This is a genomic window from Nodularia sp. UHCC 0506 (assembly GCF_034931045.1).
Lineage (GTDB): Bacteria > Cyanobacteriota > Cyanobacteriia > Cyanobacteriales > Nostocaceae > Nodularia.
Genome location: NZ_JAYGHH010000010.1, coordinates 86,964 through 105,343 on the forward strand (window position 1 = coordinate 86,964; position 18,380 = coordinate 105,343).

Below are 18,380 nucleotides of genomic sequence, written 5' to 3' on the forward strand. Positions count from 1 at the left end.
TCAGCGCTATCATGGTGAGCTTTGGTTTGGTGATAATTAGTCTTGATAAACCAAATAAAATTAAATATTTGATGTCGGAGATTTCCCGTGCTTATCATCTCGGTTCCCAAACTTCAGGTAAGTTTATCGCTCAAAAATGGGATCAATATTGGGATGTACAAATTAGTGAGATTCGAGCCAATCTAGGAATGGAGGCTATTTTGTCAAACTCATTCTCTGCAAACAGGATTTAGCTACAATTTTCCGATATTTATGTCTGCTTTTATTCTCTCCCCGGAGGCGGGGAAGAGTAAGATCATATTAGGCAATTCGAGAGGTTTGCTATTACAGCCAATCCCGATAAGCCGAAATTTCATTGACGCTAATTTCAAATGGCGTGCCTTTACCAAATGGAGGATAAACGCGGATTTTGGCGTTATGGGTAAACCTCTCTAGCCGATTCCCTAACTGGGGAATATTACTGACTATATGCCAGTAAGATACTATGTCAGGGCAATCAATTATCAGCGTCAGGGTGGTGCTATTCTTGGTGAGATACCATTGACAGTTTGATAATAAGACTTGCGTAATGCGATCGCAAGCATGAAAAAAGCATATACCAGTAGATCGTTCTAACTCCAAATGCAGCATTCCATCCTGTTTCGTTACCTCAATAGGTGGTAAATCATCGGGAGGAAGCTGGTGTAGTTTAGACATAATTCCGAACCTCTTGGTTGTAGCGTTCTAAACTTTCTAAGTTCTTTTGCAGAACAAAAGAAGAGGGTTTGAGCGCTAATGTACCGAGATTTAACTCGTCCTGAAATGTTTTGATTTTGTCTCGACAAGTCCTCACATCACCAATAATTGAATTCTCAATCAAATAATCTTCATCGAAACAAATATTTGTCCGATCAAATGGTTTTTGATTGGGATTCTTGCTATTCTCCATGACATAAGCTGAGTTAGCTTTCATCTTTTGGCTGAATTTGCGAATGAATGGCAAAGCCTCGCTCACTGCTTCATCAAATGTTTTCCCCACATAAAAGAAGCGTGCCAATACAAATTTTTCGGAGCCGCTATTATTAAAGGCGCGATATTTAGCCACAGTGTTTTTCAGTCTCTCTAAAGAGAATGGCGGCCCCCCCATTAAACCGAAGGCATTTTGAGCAGCAAATTCTATGCCTTGAGCATCACCAGTGGCTATGTAAACTGGAATTTGAGACTGTAATGGCTTGGGAGAAATGGTCAAGCGATCGCATTGATAATACTGTCCATTAAATGACACATCAGTATCATATAACAGCTTTTGAATTAAGGCGATCGCTTCTAACATTTTGGCGCGAGATTCACCCATTGGTGTACCAAAATGCTTATTATGTTCAGGGAAAGGCCCCCCTTTTGCCACACCAAATAATAATCTGCCATTACACAAATTATCCAAAGTAGCAATATCTTCTGCTACCCGAATCGGGTTATGAAATGGCAATAATACCGCCGCCGTCGCTAGTTGAATCGTTGACGTAAGCCCCGCTAGGTGTGCCATTAACAGCAACATAGACGAGCTGAGATTGAATTCATTAAAATGATGTTCACTCACCCACGCTGACTCAAAACCTAAGCTTTCCGCCTGCTGCACTAGCGCCACTTGTTCAAAGATTGTGCGGCTGGTATTCTGATGATGATTTTCGTAATTGCAAAAAATTCCAGTTTTCATTGTCAGCGATCGCTATTTTAACAGTTATCAGTTATCAGTTATCAGTTATCAGTCAAGAGACATAATTGGGGCTAAATCTTCCACCTCATGCCTTGATAACTGTTCACTGCTCACTGTTCACTGGCTTGAGTTGTCACCCATTGCAACTCCAACCATAAGCGGGGATTGGTATCCTTAAGTTTAGACATAGGATCGCGTAACAATCGTGACCCGTTCATACAGACGACTTGAATTAGTCCCATATTATCTGCTAGTTCTCTGAGTACGTCTTTTTGAGCTTGCACATAGGGAAGCATTTTTTCCGAGCAATAAATCCCTATATATTGCAAACGTCTAGCCGGTCGTCCCCAAAAACAGGTAATGACTCTCACATGACACCCGTCTAGTAATTCTCCAAGTGTTGGGTAATAGTGAGTGACGACTCTTGTGAATTCTTTAGCTAGGATATGTTCAGCAATCATATCAACTGATATTTCTGTAGCGCTCATCACGCTATTTAATATAACATATTATTGTCAATTAAACCTGACAAATTACATGATTTCTTTCTTTTTTATGATATATTTCCCATAAACAATCTCTACAAAAGCTTGAGGAAATACAAATTTTTATTTATTCAGATAGATATGAAAAAATGAGGTGTGTTTTAATGTGACATCACCTCATATATTATTTTGATTGCATGGGCAAGAATTGAAAAATTTCAGAATCTTGGATTTTCGCCTCTGGAGAAAGTTTTAAATGGCAAACTCAAAATCTTCAGTTTTAATTAATGTACATTCTGAATTTTGAATTTTAATCATGATTAACGAGCCTTACGCTCTGCTACTAAAACTTCAGCCACCATTTCTGGCACATCTACAAAATCAGAAAATCCTTCAGAAGCTGGAATCGGTGAAATAAATGTATAGTTTGGGTCACACATTCCCGTATCATAGACTTCAATAAACCAACGATCAGGAAATCCTTCAACACCCAATTCTACAATATACCAACTCTCACCAATTAGCCGAGAGCCAAACATGACAAACCACTCTCGATGATCTTCTGAGATGTTCCAGTCTGCCATGAGGAACTCTAACGCAATTTGTCCAGCGTCGGTTTCAGTCAGCAGCATATTTACTCCTTACTTGCAACGTCAGAATTTGAAACTTCAGGATATAAGCCCAGTTGCTTTGCTAATTCACGAGCGACAAAAAATAAAAACTGAGCGCCTTCTTGATTACCACCATGAGCAAAACTAGATGCTACTTGTAGCATCGTTTCCACAAAAGGAGCATCAATCAATTCTGGTTGTGCTTCTAAAACTTCTGGTTCTTGACCATTAGGACATTTCAGTAACTTGTCAATGAGATCGAAATATTGGATTTGGCGTTCTTCTGTCATGGTAATTTCGTTTCTTTAATGAGTAAAATTTGCAGAGAGGATTACTCGATACTTTGCTGCCAAAGCCTTTCCAACATTTCAACTTGTTCCTTTAAGATAGCAGCACGGTAAACAAGATATCTGTCATAAACAATAATCCCTAAACCAACAAAAATTGGGGTGATTAAGACAAACCATTGCAAAATACTTGCCAGTCTATATTGCTCGGCAGCAATTAATAATCGGGTCACAAGATTGCGATCAGAGATTTCCTTTTTTGTCTGATATTGGGATGAACTTTTAGCTGCTGATTGGGAAAACAAGGCAGAATTTTCTGGAGGAGTTTTGTCAATTTCACAGGATAAATTCTGCATTTTAACGAACTCAATATGTCGTCCCCAAACTATGCTAAATACTACTAAACCAGGAGAAAGCACCACTAAGGTAACTAAACAAACTGTGAGAACATTTAGAAGTTTAACTTTCATCTTTGCTCTCCCGTGTTAGATAGTATGCACCCAGACAAATTCCTGTGGCTGTTTATCTAACCAGTTTTTGCTTTCCACGTTGCCAACATTTCTAATACTAAAGTTTAACAATCTATCAGCCTTCAGTTTGTTCACTGACTACTGAAAAGTTACTGATTTTTCCACAAAAGCTATAGTTATCAACTTAGGACTAATATCTTCACAACTACGAGAGTTAAGAAGTCCCCCCTAATTCTGTGGGTAAAACCCTAAGAACTTCGGGGGGTAGAGGGGAATCTCTGCGTAAATCCTACAAAATTTATAGCAGTCGTCCCTCTTGAGCCGAGTTTGCTCTAGCAAAATTAAGATTATTAAATTTATTAAATTTGTACTCAAAGCCTATAACTTATACCTCATCAGGCGGATAAAAATTTTTTGGGGGATGGGTACTAGTATTTTTGAGGTGGGGTACTAGTATTTCTGAAGGGGGGTACTAGCATTTATGTACTCAGGCTTAAAGCTATGTAGAGCAATGCTAGAGGGCAGTTTTGATGCTGTTTTTTGCTTCTTCAAGGTTGTACTCAAATAAATAGATTATGTGGAGAGTCTACACTAAATTTCTCTGAAAATCCATTATTTTTCGATTGTCAATGCAGCCCCATATACTAAATATAAATTATAAAAAGTTAAATGGACAACTTTTTTATTCAGCAAACGAACTTCGTCTAGACAAAGACAGTAGAATTAAACTATGAAATTGGACTATGGTAACTAGAAAACATTACGAGTCAAGGATAAGTGAGAAAATTACTTCAAATTGATGATTTAGATGATCAATTCTGAATTTTGATCAGAATGGGTAGTCAAAACTTTTATTCACACCACATAAAAATTCAATACGTACAAGTGGATTTTTACTGGTAAATAATTGGTCATAGGCGTAAAATCATAGGAGTGAATTTATGAGAATTGCTAAAGATATTACAGAACTTATTGGTAGAACTCCTTTAGTTCAACTGAATAAAATTCCTCAAGCTGAGGGCGTGAGAGCAAGGATAATTGTCAAACTCGAAGGCATGAACCCAGCCGCTTCAGTTAAAGACCGGATTGGCATTAGTATGGTAATGGCGGCAGAAGCCGAGGGTTTAATTCAGCCTGGGAAAACCATTTTAGTTGAACCAACTTCGGGGAATACAGGCATTGCTTTAGCGATGGTAGCAGCAGCACGTGGCTACCGTTTAATTTTGACAATGCCAGAGACAATGAGTCAAGAAAGACGCTCTATGCTCAAAGCCTACGGTGCAACGTTAGAATTAACACCAGGGGCAGAAGGAATGCGAGGGGCGATTAATAAAGCTGAAGCAATAGTGGCCAATACTCCCAATGCTTTGATGTTGCAACAGTTTCGCAACCCAGCTAATCCCAAAATTCACCGAGAAACTACCGCCGAAGAAATTTGGGCAGATACTGACACAGAAGTAGATATCATCATTGCTGGAGTCGGGACTGGTGGGACAATTACAGGAATTGCAGAAGTATTAAAACAATATAAACCAAGTGTGCAAGCGATCGCAGTTGAACCCAGCAATAGTCCCATCCTCTCAGGTGGTACAGCCGGTTCCCATAAAATTCAAGGTATTGGTGCTGGATTCGTTCCAGATGTGCTGCGTTTAGAATTAATTGATGAAGTGATTAGAGTTAGTGACGAACAAGCTATGAGTTATGGACGACGTTTAGCAAAAGAGGAAGGATTATTATCTGGTATATCCTCTGGTGCGGCTTTATGTGCTGCTATTCAAGTCGGTCAACGTCCAGAAAATGCTGGTAAGTTAATCGTGATGATTCAGCCGTCTTTTGGAGAACGTTATCTCAGCACGCCCATGTTTCAGGATTTAGGAGGGAAAATGTCAGATAAAGATTAAAAATTATAAAAAAGACGCTGAAAACACTTGAATTTGTGTTTATGTATTTCCACTGAAATTCATTATTTAATGTTTAATGAGAACAGATACTCCAACAGCACCGTAAAAATTATTCCAGTTATCTTTGTATACTTGACCTTGACCTGAAAAGAGGCGAATAACTCGGAAACGATGATAGTTGTATAATAAATTTGTGAAAGATGGATAATGAATCTTTGTCTTTTTTGACAACTCTGCATCTAACTTATGTAGGTTATACCAAGGGCATCTCATGCGAGCATGATGAGCATTATGATAACCAAAGTTGAGTGTTAATAAATTTAGCCACCAATATTTTCGAGAAATCAATATAGAAAAAGTATTTTCTTGTTCATACAAGGAATTATATTTTGGTGGTGATGCGCCTGGAGGAAACATTTGATAGGTATGTTGAAAAGCATCCATAAATCTCATTACAGTAATCATGCCAATGTATGAGAAGAAATAGAGTAATAAAAATTTTAATGAGATTAATCCCATACTAGTAAAAAATATACCTCTGACAAAGAGTACAAATAAAATACGCACTCTTTCGTGTTTACGTTCTGGTTTCCAGAATGGCGCAGTTATTGAATAGAATTGCAAAAAAAAATAAATTACGGGAAAGTACATCCATTCCAATGCAATAACAAAAATTTGTACTAGAGTTGGCAATTTTTTGAGAAATTTTGATAAATCAAATGCTGAAGAATCAAATTTATTTACATGATGACATATATGTTCTTTGGCTAAATCTTCAAATCTTGCATAGCAACCACCATTCAACCATAACATGACATTACCACCAATCACATTCCACTTTTTAGATGTGAAAATTGTGCCATGGATGAATTCATGAAACAAATAAGCTGATATTACTAGGCTATGAGTAAGTAGTAATATACCTAAAATATTAAAAAAAATCTGTTGTGCTGGTAGAAGTAAAAACGCACTCAAATAAGATACTAAAACATATACTATTACGATTATATTATATAGGTTATTTTTTTGAAAAAGTCTCTCTTTTTTCTGAACTTGCCTGGGATATTTTGAAAAAATCTTATGCATACGGAATTTGTAATTAAATGTCTAAATAGCATGAAATTGAAACAGGCAAATTTTATATCAGTATAGATTGAGAAATCTCAATACAATGAATATTACAAAAATGCAAACATAAGGCTTTTATTAAAGACTTGAATATGCTCTTTGCTTGCTTCAAAATTATTTTTCACTTAAAAGAAAAATAGTAATATTCATGAATTTATCAAGATACTTCTGCGGTTTATTTTCTTTTTGCGGAAAAAATAAGCTATCAAATTAAGGTTCAATGATGGAGATAGATTAACAAAAATTTTCCATCAAAAAACCTAAAATGCCGACGTACAGACAATTTCAAGGGTTATTTTTTGAATCGTAAACATGGCAAATTCATGGTACTGATATTTCAGTAAGTCCAATTGTGATCAATTAATAATCAATAATTGTAACTGATTTTGCTGTTCGCAGTATAGTCTTATTGAGAAATTTATTGATTAATATTATATACTGAGGAAAAAGGTAAATGGGTGAAATACACACAATTGATAGCACTGGAAAAGAAATTATACTCCCAAAACCCCCAGAACGTATTGTTTGTTTGACTGCTACAGCGATTGACATATTATTTGAATTGGGGATGGAACCTGTAGGTTATCTGCGTGAGGGGATTGCTAGTAAACCAGAGTTTTATGGCGATCGCGCCGAGCAGTTTGTGGCAGTTGGCTCTTGGATGGTTCCTCAGATCAGTGCAATTCGCCAAGCTAAACCTGATTTAATAATTGGCTGGAGGTTTCCCCATCGCTTTTATCGGGCTTTGTGGCGTGAACCAACCCCCATTTATTTAATGAGTGGTAATGGATATGATGCGGCTGTGCAGAGATTGTATGATATTGCTCACTTAAGCGATCGCATCTTGGCAGCAGAACAGGCGATCGCTAAACTACAAGCACAGATTGCAGCCTATCATGTTGCTCTTGTTAATGAACCAAGGAAAACAGTGCTGCTGATGGGTGGTTCCAATTTGAATCTTTTAACTCGTAAATTCATTGTGGAAACCGATGTAGGTACTATCGGCAGTGTGATCAAAAACTTCACTCACTATCCTTGGTGTAATCATTCAGCCAATAAAAATTCAGAGTTTATTGATATGTCTCTGAAGAAAATTTTAGAAGTTGATCCTGATATCATCTTTGTTCAAACCTATTCACCAATCAAAGCTCCACTTTCTCAACAGTTGCTCAAAAGTTCGCTGTGGAGACAACTTCATGCAGTAAAAAATAATCAAGTTTATGAAGTAGAGCAATTCTGGCATCACGGTAACGGTACTCGAATTATTAGTTTAATGCTGGATCAGTTGATGTCCATTATTTATCCCCAGGAGATATCATCACTTCTCAAAAATATTAACCAGAAGTGATGATGATTTGTCGCCTACAATAATTTACGCGGCTGTCATTGCTAATCTTCGACAAGATTCGGCACAACGACGGCACATATCCGCACAGGCTTTCATCTGACCATTACTACCTATGCGATCGCAGTCATCTGCACATCTTTCACACAGTACAGCACAAACATCGCAGGTGCGAGTGTGTAAATCTGAAGTTCTGAGCATAAAATTAGCACTGGTGGTGCAAATTTCAGCACAATCAAGCATCAGTCGGATATGATTTGGTTCTGAGTGACGACCACCCTGTTGTAGACAGTATGTCACGGTATTCAGGCAAATGCTATGGCAATCCAAGCAGTTTTGAATACAGTCTTTGAGATCACGATTAACTTGGTTTAAGCTCAGTTGTTCTATGGCCATAATATTATCAAACTAGGAATTCTGACAGTTGGCTGATGAGGTTTAATGACCTCTTGACTCACCTTAAAAGTTTGTGAATACAATTACTTCTGACTAAAGTCATAAAGACTACATCTAACTATTGAACAGTCAAGATTCTATCGGAAGTGAGACACAGCATGAAACAGGCGTTGTTGAAAGAGTTACAGTAGAACTGACTTTGCAACAACACCCAGTTAGATCAGGTTTTCGCCAATTTGCAACGGAAATACCAGTTCGCCCTAATGTTTACAGCCACCTTCATGATGATGGTCATGGCTATGACCGTGGGCGCAACCTTGTAAATTCTGATTCGTCAGACTTTCGCTGACTGCTCGTAAAGACTCATCCACAGGCTTTAAGCCAATCCAAGCATCTATTGTTTCTACATCGAAACCGACCTCACGGCGACTGTCCACTTCTAATAAAGGACGGCGAATTAACAAAGGATCTTCCAGCATAAGTTCTAAAGCTTTTTGAGCATTGATTTTTTCCGGAACCACTTCCCCAGATTTGATCTTGGGAGCAGAACGATTGAACCATTCAGCAACGGGGCGATCGCCAAAAAATGACCGCAAGCGCTCAATTGTCCAAGGTTCTTTTAATAGGTTGTAAACGACAACTTCATGACCAGCAGCTGTGAGCAAAACTTTTTGCTTGACACCACCTTTACAACCTGGTTTTTCGTAGAAAATTACTCTGGCCATTGCACTTACTCCCAACTTACTAAATACTCATTCTTCGTCCTGATTCCCCTAATCAAAACTTTTTCGCTGTATGGGTAACTGAGTTAAATTCAAATCTTTCTTGTGGGTCAGTTTCTCCATAAACATTAAAAGTTACAGTTGGTTCTTCGCCTACTGCTTCTACGCTGTGAATTGCGTCAGGAGTGAAGCTAACAATATCTCCTGGAAATAAAGTTATTTCTCCTGTAGGTGCAATCTTGTCGGTAAAATCTGGGCTGTGGATACGTCGCCAAGCAGTATTTTTTTCTTGACCTTTTAATACAGCGACAACTCCCCACGTCCCATGATTATGAATAGTTGAACGAGTTCCCGGTGCAAATGTGACTGTTTGCACAGTTAAGGGAAAACCCAATTCATTGTACAGAAGTAAAACTGAGTTGCCCGTTTTAGGATCAGGTTCTGAATATTGGCTTTGTACCCAGTAGGAATTTACAATCAATCGCCTCACAAGCATTCGTATTTCTGGCAAAAGACTAGATTCATCGTCTACCCCATTGAGAATATCTTCTACTTCAGTTAAAAACCGATATAGACGATAATTGTCTCTTAATAAATCCCATGCTCTCACGGATTTACAAACCTGATATTCACCGTCTCCAGTTACGAGCCAATCCTTACCTTGGATCATCATTAAATCATTAGTTGAGAAGACTGGGGCAAGACTAATATAGGAGGAGTAAGATTACTAGGAGTTCCGGGCAGAGGAGGTAAAGGACTGATAATAACTACGGGAATTAAAGGGTTAGAGTTGGAAGTTTCCGATAACGAATTAGATTGGTAGATGGAAAAATCATTCATGGCTGTTGATTGTTGTGGGTTAACTAATTAATCGTCTTCATCAGGTGGACGTGTCAAAATATCCAATAGGATTCCGCCGCCAAAATCATTATTTTTGTCAATCTCTTTGATTCGATGACTGATTTCTTTAGCCTGTTCAATTTCCCCTAATTTTGCTAACACCAATCCAGATGCGGCATAAGCATTCAAATACAATCTGATTGAGGCTTCTTCTTGCCGTTTCATTAATATAGGCTGGAGTTGTTCCCAATCATCTGGAAAGTTTTCTACTTCTTTAATTTTATCTAAAACTTTAATTGCAGTTTGTAGCGCTAGTGGATAATTATTTTTATAATAAAAAAATCTATATGCTGATACGAGAATATCGGTATTTTCTCCAGCCTTAGCTAAGGCTTGATGAATATACTTTTCGGATTCTGATGTGTTTTCCCAGGTTTTAGCTGCCAAGATTAATAAATTTTTGACATCTTCTGGAACTTGAAACCATGAAAATCGGTTTGCATCAAGCATAATTCGTAGTTCGTAATTCGTAGTTCTTAGTTCGTAATTGAGGATGGGGAAATAAGGGAGATGTTTATCCAGTCCTCTGTAGGGGCGGGTTTACAGATATGACTCAACGCAGAAGGTGGGCATCTTTACCCTCCCCCACGATATAGTTAAACCCGCCGACATTACCTTAAAACAGCGTGAGAATATACACCAATGTGAATAGCACAATCCAGATAATATCCACAAAGTGCCAATACATTTCTGCCATTTCGATGCCAGTATGTTTGGTAGCAGAATAATGACCGGGACGACGCGATCGCCACACTACACCTAAAATTAACAACAGTCCCACAAATACGTGCAAACCGTGGAAGGCAGTCATGATATAAAAGCAGTTGGAGAAAACGTTAGTTGTCAGTCCATAGCCTAAATTCATGTACTCATAAATCTGACCAACTAAGAAAACTGCCCCCATGAGTGCGGTGACAAGATACCAAAACCGCATTCCGTTGACGTTATTCTTTTTAATCGCTACATCACCTAAATGAATGACGAAACTACTCGACACCAGAATAGCGGTGTTAATCGCAGGTAAAAATAATTCTACTCCTGTTTCTTCAGGAGGCCAAACTTCTGTAATGCCTCTAAAGAACAAATAAGTGGCAAAAAAGCCCCCAAACATTAATGATTCAGAACACAAAAACGTTAACAATCCCCAGATGCGTAAATCTGGATGATGTTCAGTCGTCGTAGCTACGGTCATATTTTTAACCCTCTAAATATCCAATAAGGGTGAGGTATTGTTTAGAATGATCATTTTCTTGTAGAACAGGCATCTTGCCTGTTTTGGGCGGGCAAGATGCCCACCCCACAATTTAGTCTGGTTATGCCAATGTTTAGGCGCTAATTTCTGGTGTACCAACTGCTTCTGTATCACTATGGCCGTAGTCGTAAGGGCCATGAGTCACAACAGGTAATACTTCCCAGTTTTCAATGATAGGTGGTGAACTGGTTGTCCACTCTAAACTCAAAGCTTGCCAAGGATTATCACCGGCTAATTCTCCTTTGCGCCAACTTTGAAGAATGTTGATGGTGAAGGGAATTACTGATATCCCCAAAACAAATGCCCCAAAGGTACAAAGTTGATTCAGGTCAATAAATTGGGGGTCATACATAGCCACTCTGCGGGGCATACCTTGCAAACCCAATTCATGCATTGGCAAGAAAGTTAAGTTAGTGCCAACGAAGGTCAGGGCAAAGTGAACCCGTCCCCAGGTTTCATTCAGCATCCGTCCAGTCATTTTGGGGAACCAGTGATAAATACCGGCATAAATGCCAAACACGGAACCACCAAATAAAACGTAGTGGAAATGTCCAACTACATAATAGGTATCGTGGACGTGAATATCAAAGGGGGCGGTTCCCATTGTTACACCACTTAAGCCACCCATAACGAACATCGACAACAAGCCAATGGCGAATAGCATGGCGCTGGTGAAGCGAATTTTACCACCCCAAAGGGTAGCAACCCAGGCGAAAATCTTTACACCAGTCGGCACGGCGACGATCAGGGTGGAGATGGTGAAGAATATCCGCATCCAACCGGGTGTACCACTGGTAAACATATGGTGTACCCAGACGAACAAACCGACGACGCAGATAGCTACACTAGAATAGGCGATCGCTTTATAACCAAAAATCGGTTTACGGGCGTGAACTGGGACTACTTCCGACATAATGCCGAAAATGGGCAGAATCATTAAATATACTGCGGGGTGGGAATAGAACCAGAACAAATGTTGGTAAATAACAACGTTACCGCCTGCATCTGGTTTAAAGAAGGATGTGCCGAAGTTGAGGTCAAATAACAACAGCACTAAACCCGCAGCTAATACAGGTGTAGAAAGTAAGGCTAGAACAGAAGTTGCTAAGATAGCCCAACAAAATAAGGGTAATTGATCCCATTTCATGCTAGGAACCTTCATCATCAGGATGGTGATTACAAAGTTCACCGAACCTAAAATTGAGGAAGTTCCCACTAAAACGATCGCTAATATCCACAGAGTTTGAGCCATTGGTGCTGTCACCAAGCTCAATGGTGGGTAAGCTGTCCAACCAGATTGGGAACCACCAAAGATAAAACTAGCTAAAACCAGTAATCCGGCGACTGGGTTCAACCAAAAGGCGATCGCATTCAGCTTTGGAAAAGCCATATCCCTAGCACCAAGCATCAAAGGGATGAGATAATTCCCAAACCCCCCAATAGCACTGGGGACAATCCACAGAAAGATCATAATCGTCCCGTGGTTAGTCATGAAAGCGTTATACAGATTCGGGTCGAGAAAATCTGATGCTGGCGTTGCTAATTCCACACGCAAAGCCACAGCCATCAATCCACCAATGAGATAGAACACAAATGCTGTCACTAGGTATTGAATCCCAATCACCTTGTGGTCAACATTAAATGTAAAATAGTCGTACCATTTCCACGCCTGGGGATGATTCCCCCCAGTCAATTGATTTCCTTCGGGTGGCGTATTCCCTGGAAATTTTACCTGTGTCATAAGCTATTTTGGATAATTCGTAATTCGTAATTCGTAATTCGTAATTAAATATTGAGTACAATTTCTCAATGATTGTCATTACGAATTTTCAACTACGCATTATTTTGACTACTTTTGAAGTTGCGCGAGAGTAGATGCACTCATACCCAAATCATGAACATGGGGAGCGAGAAATTCTGAAGTTGATAACTCAGCCGGATTAACTGCAACAGCTTGGTTGAGGTCTTGCTTTGCTGCAATCTGGCTTTGGGCTAACCAGCTATCAAATTCTTCTGGGGTGTGAACAATTACTTGCGATCGCATCGAACCGTGATAACCACCGCACAATTCTGTACAAACTACGGGATATGTACCTGGTTTAGTGGCGACAAACCGCAGTTGGGTAGCGATACCGGGAAGCGCATCTTGTTTTAACCGAAATTGTGGAACCCAAAATGAATGAATTACATCGATTGCTGAAAGATTCAGTTGGACATCAGCACCAACGGGAACGTGTAACTCGCCAGTGGTAATGCCACTATTGGGATAGTTAAATATCCAAGCGTACTGCATTCCTTGGACATCCACAACTAAGTCGGCTTGTTTACCTTGTGAGTCTGGAGCAGCACCAATACCAATATCGGTCGTACTTGCAGATGCTGAATTATCATTAAGAGTAGCGGCTAGAGCGGTTCCACTTCCATGAGAAACATGAGCCACACCATGGGGATGACTTCCAGGCTCAAATCCGCCCATTTGGTTGTAAACATCTACGCTGTAGATACCTAAAGCGACTACAATCACTGCGGGGATGGCTGTCCAAAAGATTTCTAAGGGAACGTTACCTTCTATTGGTACACCATCGGTATCATCACCGGGACGGCGACGATATTTAACCAAAAATATGACAATGGTTCCCTCTACAATCAGAAACAGTGCGATCGCAATGGTAAACATCACATTGAAAAATCCGTCTACCAAAGGCGCTTGTTGAGATGCTTGTACTGGTAGTAGATTGTGATTTTGTCCGAGCCAAATACTAATTGCTGTAATTACAACTCCAGCAATCAGAGTCCATAATGAAACAGGAACTTTTTGCATATATGCTACCTGCTCTTTAAGCGGTCATTAAAGGTGTGATTTTCTGGGATAAATGTAGGAGATTGTAATTGCGTATCAAGTATTAAATACTCTCTCTTGTACAGATACAATAAATCGCGTCTCTCCCCACTCCCAGCTCATCGCATCCTGCCTTTTTGATGTATTACCCTAGCCAAACAAGATAGTTATTGACTTTTTATCTTGCCTTTTTATGATTTTTGTCATATTCTTGGCGACTGGTTTTTACATTCTCACAGGTCAGCGTTTTTTGTTTTCACTTATTAACTTTCTATCTCACTCTTACAAAAATTGGGGGAATTTTCCAGATAATTTCATATCCTACCCCAAAAAACTTAACAATATATTTAAATTTCTGTGACGCAAGCTGCTACTACTACTACAAAAGAATTAAGTACTCCAAGATAACACCATTAGCCTTAATCTTGATTAGAAGACTAGCACTGCAAGACGAAATTAAGGACAGGCATTTGCAATCCGCCCATACAAAAGTCAACAAGCTGATCGTATAGGCTTTTCATTGACTTTGAATAATTTATCTATTTACGCCATGCTGTACTAGTTTAGCCGCAAGTCTGAATTTGTTAATAGCTAACAATTTAAGATTTACAATTATATTTACTGCAAACTATTTGCTAGTTACAGTAAGTATCTATTATTCCCCTCTAATTACCTTGCTTTGTACATTCTCGCGCTATATTCAGAGTACCCTTTTTAACCAGAAAAACCTTAAGCAAATCCCCAAAGCTTTAATTATCTACTACAGTATGGGTGTAGCAATTCTTGGGACATATCCGTGAACAAGCCTCACAACCAATACAATTTTCTGGGTGAGCAACAACCATTACTTTGCGCTCAATTTCGTCATCATCTTCATCATCTACAAATTCTCCATCTTCGTTGAGAGCTTTCAAAGATAATACATTGTAACCACATATCTTAAAGCATCTGCCACAGCCGATACATTTCTCATAGTCAATTTCCTGGGCAAATTTAGGTGTCCAGGTATTACCTCCAAATGTCAATCCTGTTAGTTGTGCCATGAATAAATGCCTACGAATTTGTTTCTACTTTAATCATCATCCTAACCTAGTATTATTGTCTTTTTTTACTGTGAAATAATTATTTTTTGTCGGATTTTAATTTTCACAATTTTTGAAAAATGCTTCTGTGAATTTAAGCACGCCAACTATTAGATGAAATTTATTGTCAACAATTCCCAGAAGATATTTAGTGGTTAAATTAATAATTTAATTTCAATTACATCCAATAAAATCTCAATAATCTCCTCAGAACATCTATATTTAGTTCCTATCTACAATCAACCTATGTATTGGCAAATATAAATCAATACTATTGAGCTATATCGCAAATCAAATTGATGACAAAAATAATGAAATTCCTTTTTTGATCTCAATAAATCATGTATTGCCCAATGTATTTTTGTATACCATTTATATGTTCATTAATTACATTAAAAGATTTTAGATTTGTCACATTTAGAATTAAAATAGCGATTTTTTTTATAAATTTAATGGGTTTATTTTTTTCGTAAACAAAATCATCTTGTTCGTTTCTTCATATATGGACTAAAATGTATACTTAGCAACAGAAAATTCTGCCATATTAAATATTAAAATTATTAATAAATCTAATCTCCTCTACTAATCAAACATATATATGTTCTACAAAAACACTCCCAGAAAAGTTGCTAGGTCAATAAAAACAGTTTAGAACCTAACTTTAATTAAAGTCTTAAGAAAACTTTCCAGGCTCATTATGAACAAACTCTGCTAATTATTTATGAAATGTATAGTTAATAAAGAAGTAATTTGACCTAAACTTTGAAAGCCTGAACTATCTTCCAATTGGATGTGTAATTAAAATATGGATGTGGGGAATTATTACAGCAAACAGAGATTATTTTTACTGAAAATATAATTTGGTAGCTAGTTATAAATAGCGAAGAAACATCCAGGGGAGACTTAAGCCAAACATCTCAACAATTAGAGTGGGAAGAAGCCCGATAGCCGTATGCCTTATACAATTCCTAACAACAATTGCGTTGGATGTGACAACTGCCGCCCCCAATGTCCTACGGGTGCAATCAAAATAGAGAACGATGAATACTGGATCGATCCTAATCTTTGTAATAATTGTGAAGGCTATTATCCTGAACCACAATGTGTAATAGCTTGTCCAACTAATTCGCCCATACCTTGGCACGCCAAAAAAGGTAGATGCAAAGTTGAACCCAGAGACGCACCTAGCCCAGACTTATTCGCCAATGGGAAAAATAATCCCTTTGCTTCGGCAATCGTGATTTGGGAAGCTTGCAATGTATTGGCACAACGTACATCCCTGAATTGGGAAACCAATCAAGCAGGTTACTTGACTTATGGCAGAAAAATTAAACAAGGAAGAGGTGCGATCGCCTTTCATCTCGAAGATCCATTTCCAGCCAACACTGACGACAGCAAAAGCATAACAGAGTTAGCCGCAATTGCCGCACTGGATATTAGAGCTGCTTGCATTCATCTCATGTTTGCTGCTTATGCTACCTCTTTAGATCAACCTTGGCAAGAAGAATTTGCCATTGATGAACGCCAAATTGGGAAATATTTAGGCTTAGAGAAGCGCAAGGACTTAAGTAAAAATGCCAAATTAGCTTTAATCAAAAATATTGTCCAGCAAGCTTGTTCATTGATGATTTCTATTGACTGGCCTCAGCAAGGTCGTATTCCCGAATTTTCAGTTACAGGTAGCCGTTTGTGGCATTTAATCAATATTCAACATCACTTTCAAGAAGATGATTTGGGGTGCAAATATTTAGTGGGTTTAACTTTTAAAGTAAAAGCCGGAATATGGGCGCAGTATTTCTTAAATAAACAAGCCTGTAAAGAGCGAACCGCATTTTATCAATATGGTAATTTACCCAAAACGCTATTAACTACTGTTATGAGCATTTGGCAACAGCATGAAGGAGCAGTACGGTTAATGCTGTGGTTGCTGTTTAAAACTAAAATGGGCAAAGAACAACGCATTACTATTCCTACATTATTACGTATTGCTTACGGTGAAGAAAAAGTTACCATTGCTTCTAGGCAAAGAGAAGAACGTAAGCGCTTACTACGAACTTTTGAAAGTGATTTGGAAGTTCTCAATCATCATGGCATCAAACCCATTTTTGATCCAATAACTTACCCGTTAGAAATTCAACCTTTGTGGGCGAAATTAATGGGTATTCCCGAAGACCCAGAGGAAGCTTTAGAATTTTGGACTAATGACGGTGGAGGTAATAACCGCCTCACAGATTCCGGCCCCCGTGGGAAGTGGAATCTGCTAATGAATGCGCGAATTTTGTCTTTTGAACTACCGTCAGAATGGGAACAACGCACCTCTCAATTACAAAAAAAGCCAAGGCGCACTGTAAAAAGTAGAAGAAAAACCAACACCACCAACGATTTACCCGGCGAACAGATTTTGGCAGCGCGAAAAAAATTGCAGCTATCCCAAAGGGAGTTAGCCAAGTTAACAGGTAAAAGCCAAAGTTGGATACGCGATGTAGAAAATGGTCGTTTAAAAGTTAAAGCAGAAGACCAAGCGCTGTTACGGAAAGTGCTAAATATTAGTTAACTGTTCCCTCTCCTACAACTGTAGGCGCATCCACCCGTAGAGTCATTTGTTCACAATCCACAGTTGCAAAAGGCTGATTTAAACCTATCCCAGCAAAAGGACTGTCAGCACCCACTTCTAACTTAGAACCCACCAAACCCAAACCAGCCTCAAATTCAAAGTCAAATCTGAGCAAATTATTACCCATTCTACTGAAACTAGCCGCACCTAAGCGTTGTCGCCATCCCAACCTTTGTTGATTATAGTTGAGATTACATAGCAAGACATTGCCTTGACGGACAGTAACACGTTTTTCTTCCCAGGTAAAATCAGCTAGTTCCTTGGGGAGTCCCCAAATTTCACGCCCACCAGCCACAGAATCCGCATTATCGACATAAATGTGAGATACCCAAACACCAATTTCACCTTGATAAATCACCACAGCCGGGGCAACAATTAACTCATTGTACTCCAGTACCGATCCTGAACCGTATTTAGATAAATACACACCACCAATAGTTTTACCAGGCCACACAGAAATTATATTTAACTCTGACGGCACAAGCGGCCTTACTCGGTCAATATTCACTAAATGCAGAGTTTGAACAGCATTACCTTTAAGAGTCCAAGGGGCTGAAGGGTAAGACATACAATAATTTAGAGTAAAAAATCAGATTTCAGTTCCCCTCCTCACTTGCCTACGGTGTACACACAAGTGAGCGTTATATGCTCACGC

At 38.8% G+C, this 18,380-nt stretch carries 20 protein-coding genes and 1 pseudogene; 4 read left to right on the top strand and 17 right to left on the bottom strand.

What is annotated here, in order from left to right; genetic code table 11:
- A pseudogene (locus tag VB654_RS09380) lies at positions 1-233 on the top strand (hypothetical protein); the annotation flags it as partial.
- A 91-nt stretch (positions 234-324) separates the two neighbouring features.
- On the opposite strand, the gene VB654_RS09385 reads toward VB654_RS09380, so the two are convergent.
- The 6 genes from VB654_RS09385 to VB654_RS09410 all read right to left on the bottom strand — a co-directional run bounded on the left by VB654_RS09385 (position 325) and on the right by VB654_RS09410 (position 3,546).
- On the bottom strand, positions 325-696 hold the full coding sequence (locus VB654_RS09385) for a hypothetical protein (protein ID WP_323213446.1): 372 nt from the start codon (positions 694-696) through the stop codon (positions 325-327).
- The gene (locus VB654_RS09390) at positions 689-1,693 is read right to left on the bottom strand and encodes an LLM class flavin-dependent oxidoreductase (protein WP_323213447.1); all 1,005 of its coding nucleotides are present in this window, start codon (positions 1,691-1,693) and stop codon (positions 689-691) included. Before VB654_RS09390 ends, VB654_RS09385 begins: the two co-directional genes overlap by 8 nt.
- Positions 1,694-1,803: 110 nt before the next feature.
- Complete coding sequence (locus VB654_RS09395) at positions 1,804-2,181, bottom strand: hypothetical protein (protein ID WP_323213448.1); 378 nt, start codon at positions 2,179-2,181, stop codon at positions 1,804-1,806.
- Between the two features lie 317 nt (positions 2,182-2,498).
- Complete coding sequence (locus tag VB654_RS09400; protein WP_089092797.1) at positions 2,499-2,810, bottom strand: hypothetical protein; 312 nt, start codon at positions 2,808-2,810, stop codon at positions 2,499-2,501.
- A gap of 2 nt (positions 2,811-2,812) precedes the next feature.
- Entirely contained in the window at positions 2,813-3,079 is a 267-nt protein-coding gene (locus VB654_RS09405) for a hypothetical protein (protein WP_323213449.1), read from the bottom strand.
- A 41-nt stretch (positions 3,080-3,120) separates the two neighbouring features.
- On the bottom strand, positions 3,121-3,546 hold the full coding sequence (locus VB654_RS09410; protein WP_323213450.1) for a hypothetical protein: 426 nt from the start codon (positions 3,544-3,546) through the stop codon (positions 3,121-3,123).
- 941 nt (positions 3,547-4,487) lie between these two features.
- Between VB654_RS09410 and cysK the strand changes: the two genes are divergently transcribed.
- Positions 4,488-5,447, top strand: a complete 960-nt coding sequence (gene cysK, locus VB654_RS09415; protein WP_323213451.1) for a cysteine synthase A — start codon at positions 4,488-4,490, stop codon at positions 5,445-5,447.
- Between the two features lie 66 nt (positions 5,448-5,513).
- Here the strand turns inward: cysK and VB654_RS09420 are convergent, their stop codons facing one another.
- Positions 5,514-6,533, bottom strand: coding sequence for a fatty acid desaturase (locus tag VB654_RS09420; protein ID WP_323213452.1), 1,020 nt, complete (start codon positions 6,531-6,533; stop codon positions 5,514-5,516).
- 496 nt (positions 6,534-7,029) lie between these two features.
- On the opposite strand from VB654_RS09420, the gene VB654_RS09425 reads away from it, so the two are divergent.
- Positions 7,030-7,923 carry an ABC transporter substrate-binding protein gene (locus tag VB654_RS09425; RefSeq protein WP_323213453.1) on the top strand — a complete coding sequence of 298 codons (894 nt, stop codon included), beginning with the start codon at positions 7,030-7,032 and terminating at the stop codon, positions 7,921-7,923.
- A 24-nt stretch (positions 7,924-7,947) separates the two neighbouring features.
- Here VB654_RS09425 and VB654_RS09430 read toward each other — a convergent pair whose 3' ends face one another.
- The 9 genes from VB654_RS09430 to fdxB all read right to left on the bottom strand — a co-directional run bounded on the left by VB654_RS09430 (position 7,948) and on the right by fdxB (position 15,072).
- Positions 7,948-8,316: a four-helix bundle copper-binding protein gene (locus VB654_RS09430; protein ID WP_323213454.1), complete on the bottom strand. Its 369-nt coding sequence runs from the start codon at positions 8,314-8,316 to the stop codon at positions 7,948-7,950.
- Positions 8,317-8,576: 260 nt separating this feature from the next.
- Positions 8,577-9,041 carry an ArsC/Spx/MgsR family protein gene (locus VB654_RS09435; RefSeq protein ID WP_323213455.1) on the bottom strand — a complete coding sequence of 155 codons (465 nt, stop codon included), beginning with the start codon at positions 9,039-9,041 and terminating at the stop codon, positions 8,577-8,579.
- A 52-nt stretch (positions 9,042-9,093) separates the two neighbouring features.
- Positions 9,094-9,705: a cupin gene (locus tag VB654_RS09440; RefSeq protein WP_323213476.1), complete on the bottom strand. Its 612-nt coding sequence runs from the start codon at positions 9,703-9,705 to the stop codon at positions 9,094-9,096.
- Between the two features lie 5 nt (positions 9,706-9,710).
- Positions 9,711-9,878, bottom strand: coding sequence for a hypothetical protein (locus VB654_RS09445; RefSeq protein WP_323213456.1), 168 nt, complete (start codon positions 9,876-9,878; stop codon positions 9,711-9,713).
- Between the two features lie 27 nt (positions 9,879-9,905).
- Complete coding sequence (locus VB654_RS09450) at positions 9,906-10,388, bottom strand: hypothetical protein (RefSeq protein ID WP_416235672.1); 483 nt, start codon at positions 10,386-10,388, stop codon at positions 9,906-9,908.
- Between the two features lie 166 nt (positions 10,389-10,554).
- Positions 10,555-11,130 (bottom strand): heme-copper oxidase subunit III, encoded by a 576-nt coding sequence (locus VB654_RS09455; RefSeq protein WP_323213457.1) that lies wholly within the window; start codon positions 11,128-11,130, stop codon positions 10,555-10,557.
- 133 nt (positions 11,131-11,263) lie between these two features.
- Positions 11,264-12,931: a cytochrome c oxidase subunit I gene (gene ctaD, locus VB654_RS09460; RefSeq protein ID WP_323213458.1), complete on the bottom strand. Its 1,668-nt coding sequence runs from the start codon at positions 12,929-12,931 to the stop codon at positions 11,264-11,266.
- 108 nt (positions 12,932-13,039) lie between these two features.
- Positions 13,040-14,011, bottom strand: coding sequence for a cytochrome c oxidase subunit II (locus VB654_RS09465; RefSeq protein WP_323213459.1), 972 nt, complete (start codon positions 14,009-14,011; stop codon positions 13,040-13,042).
- A 767-nt stretch (positions 14,012-14,778) separates the two neighbouring features.
- Positions 14,779-15,072 carry a ferredoxin III, nif-specific gene (fdxB, locus tag VB654_RS09470; protein ID WP_323213460.1) on the bottom strand — a complete coding sequence of 98 codons (294 nt, stop codon included), beginning with the start codon at positions 15,070-15,072 and terminating at the stop codon, positions 14,779-14,781.
- Between the two features lie 991 nt (positions 15,073-16,063).
- Here fdxB and VB654_RS09475 point away from each other — a divergent pair.
- Positions 16,064-17,665, top strand: coding sequence for a helix-turn-helix domain-containing protein (locus tag VB654_RS09475; protein WP_323213461.1), 1,602 nt, complete (start codon positions 16,064-16,066; stop codon positions 17,663-17,665).
- Here VB654_RS09475 and VB654_RS09480 read toward each other — a convergent pair.
- Positions 17,658-18,293, bottom strand: coding sequence for an acetoacetate decarboxylase family protein (locus VB654_RS09480; protein WP_323213462.1), 636 nt, complete (start codon positions 18,291-18,293; stop codon positions 17,658-17,660). The genes VB654_RS09475 and VB654_RS09480 overlap by 8 nt on opposite strands.
- Between the last annotated feature and the right edge of the window lie 87 nt (positions 18,294-18,380).

Excerpts from the sequence above, each read along its gene's own strand:
- VB654_RS09410 (WP_323213450.1), bottom strand. The coding sequence starts at position 3,546 with ATGAAAGTTAAACTTCTAAATGTTCTCACAGTTTGTTTAGTTACCTTA.
- VB654_RS09390 (WP_323213447.1), bottom strand. The coding sequence starts at position 1,693 with ATGAAAACTGGAATTTTTTGCAATTACGAAAATCATCATCAGAATACC.
- VB654_RS09435 (WP_323213455.1), bottom strand. The coding sequence starts at position 9,041 with ATGGCCAGAGTAATTTTCTACGAAAAACCAGGTTGTAAAGGTGGTGTC.
- VB654_RS09450 (WP_416235672.1), bottom strand. The coding sequence starts at position 10,388 with ATGCTTGATGCAAACCGATTTTCATGGTTTCAAGTTCCAGAAGATGTC.
- cysK (WP_323213451.1), top strand. The coding sequence starts at position 4,488 with ATGAGAATTGCTAAAGATATTACAGAACTTATTGGTAGAACTCCTTTA.
- VB654_RS09475 (WP_323213461.1), top strand. The coding sequence starts at position 16,064 with ATGCCTTATACAATTCCTAACAACAATTGCGTTGGATGTGACAACTGC.
- ctaD (WP_323213458.1), bottom strand. The coding sequence starts at position 12,931 with ATGACACAGGTAAAATTTCCAGGGAATACGCCACCCGAAGGAAATCAA.
- fdxB (WP_323213460.1), bottom strand. The coding sequence starts at position 15,072 with ATGGCACAACTAACAGGATTGACATTTGGAGGTAATACCTGGACACCT.
- VB654_RS09455 (WP_323213457.1), bottom strand. The coding sequence starts at position 11,130 with ATGACCGTAGCTACGACGACTGAACATCATCCAGATTTACGCATCTGG.
- VB654_RS09405 (WP_323213449.1), bottom strand. The coding sequence starts at position 3,079 with ATGACAGAAGAACGCCAAATCCAATATTTCGATCTCATTGACAAGTTA.
- VB654_RS09420 (WP_323213452.1), bottom strand. The coding sequence starts at position 6,533 with ATGCATAAGATTTTTTCAAAATATCCCAGGCAAGTTCAGAAAAAAGAG.
- VB654_RS09480 (WP_323213462.1), bottom strand. The coding sequence starts at position 18,293 with ATGTCTTACCCTTCAGCCCCTTGGACTCTTAAAGGTAATGCTGTTCAA.
- VB654_RS09425 (WP_323213453.1), top strand. The coding sequence starts at position 7,030 with ATGGGTGAAATACACACAATTGATAGCACTGGAAAAGAAATTATACTC.
- VB654_RS09445 (WP_323213456.1), bottom strand. The coding sequence starts at position 9,878 with ATGAATGATTTTTCCATCTACCAATCTAATTCGTTATCGGAAACTTCC.
- VB654_RS09400 (WP_089092797.1), bottom strand. The coding sequence starts at position 2,810 with ATGCTGCTGACTGAAACCGACGCTGGACAAATTGCGTTAGAGTTCCTC.
- VB654_RS09430 (WP_323213454.1), bottom strand. The coding sequence starts at position 8,316 with ATGGCCATAGAACAACTGAGCTTAAACCAAGTTAATCGTGATCTCAAA.
- VB654_RS09465 (WP_323213459.1), bottom strand. The coding sequence starts at position 14,011 with ATGCAAAAAGTTCCTGTTTCATTATGGACTCTGATTGCTGGAGTTGTA.
- VB654_RS09385 (WP_323213446.1), bottom strand. The coding sequence starts at position 696 with ATGTCTAAACTACACCAGCTTCCTCCCGATGATTTACCACCTATTGAG.
- VB654_RS09395 (WP_323213448.1), bottom strand. The coding sequence starts at position 2,181 with ATGAGCGCTACAGAAATATCAGTTGATATGATTGCTGAACATATCCTA.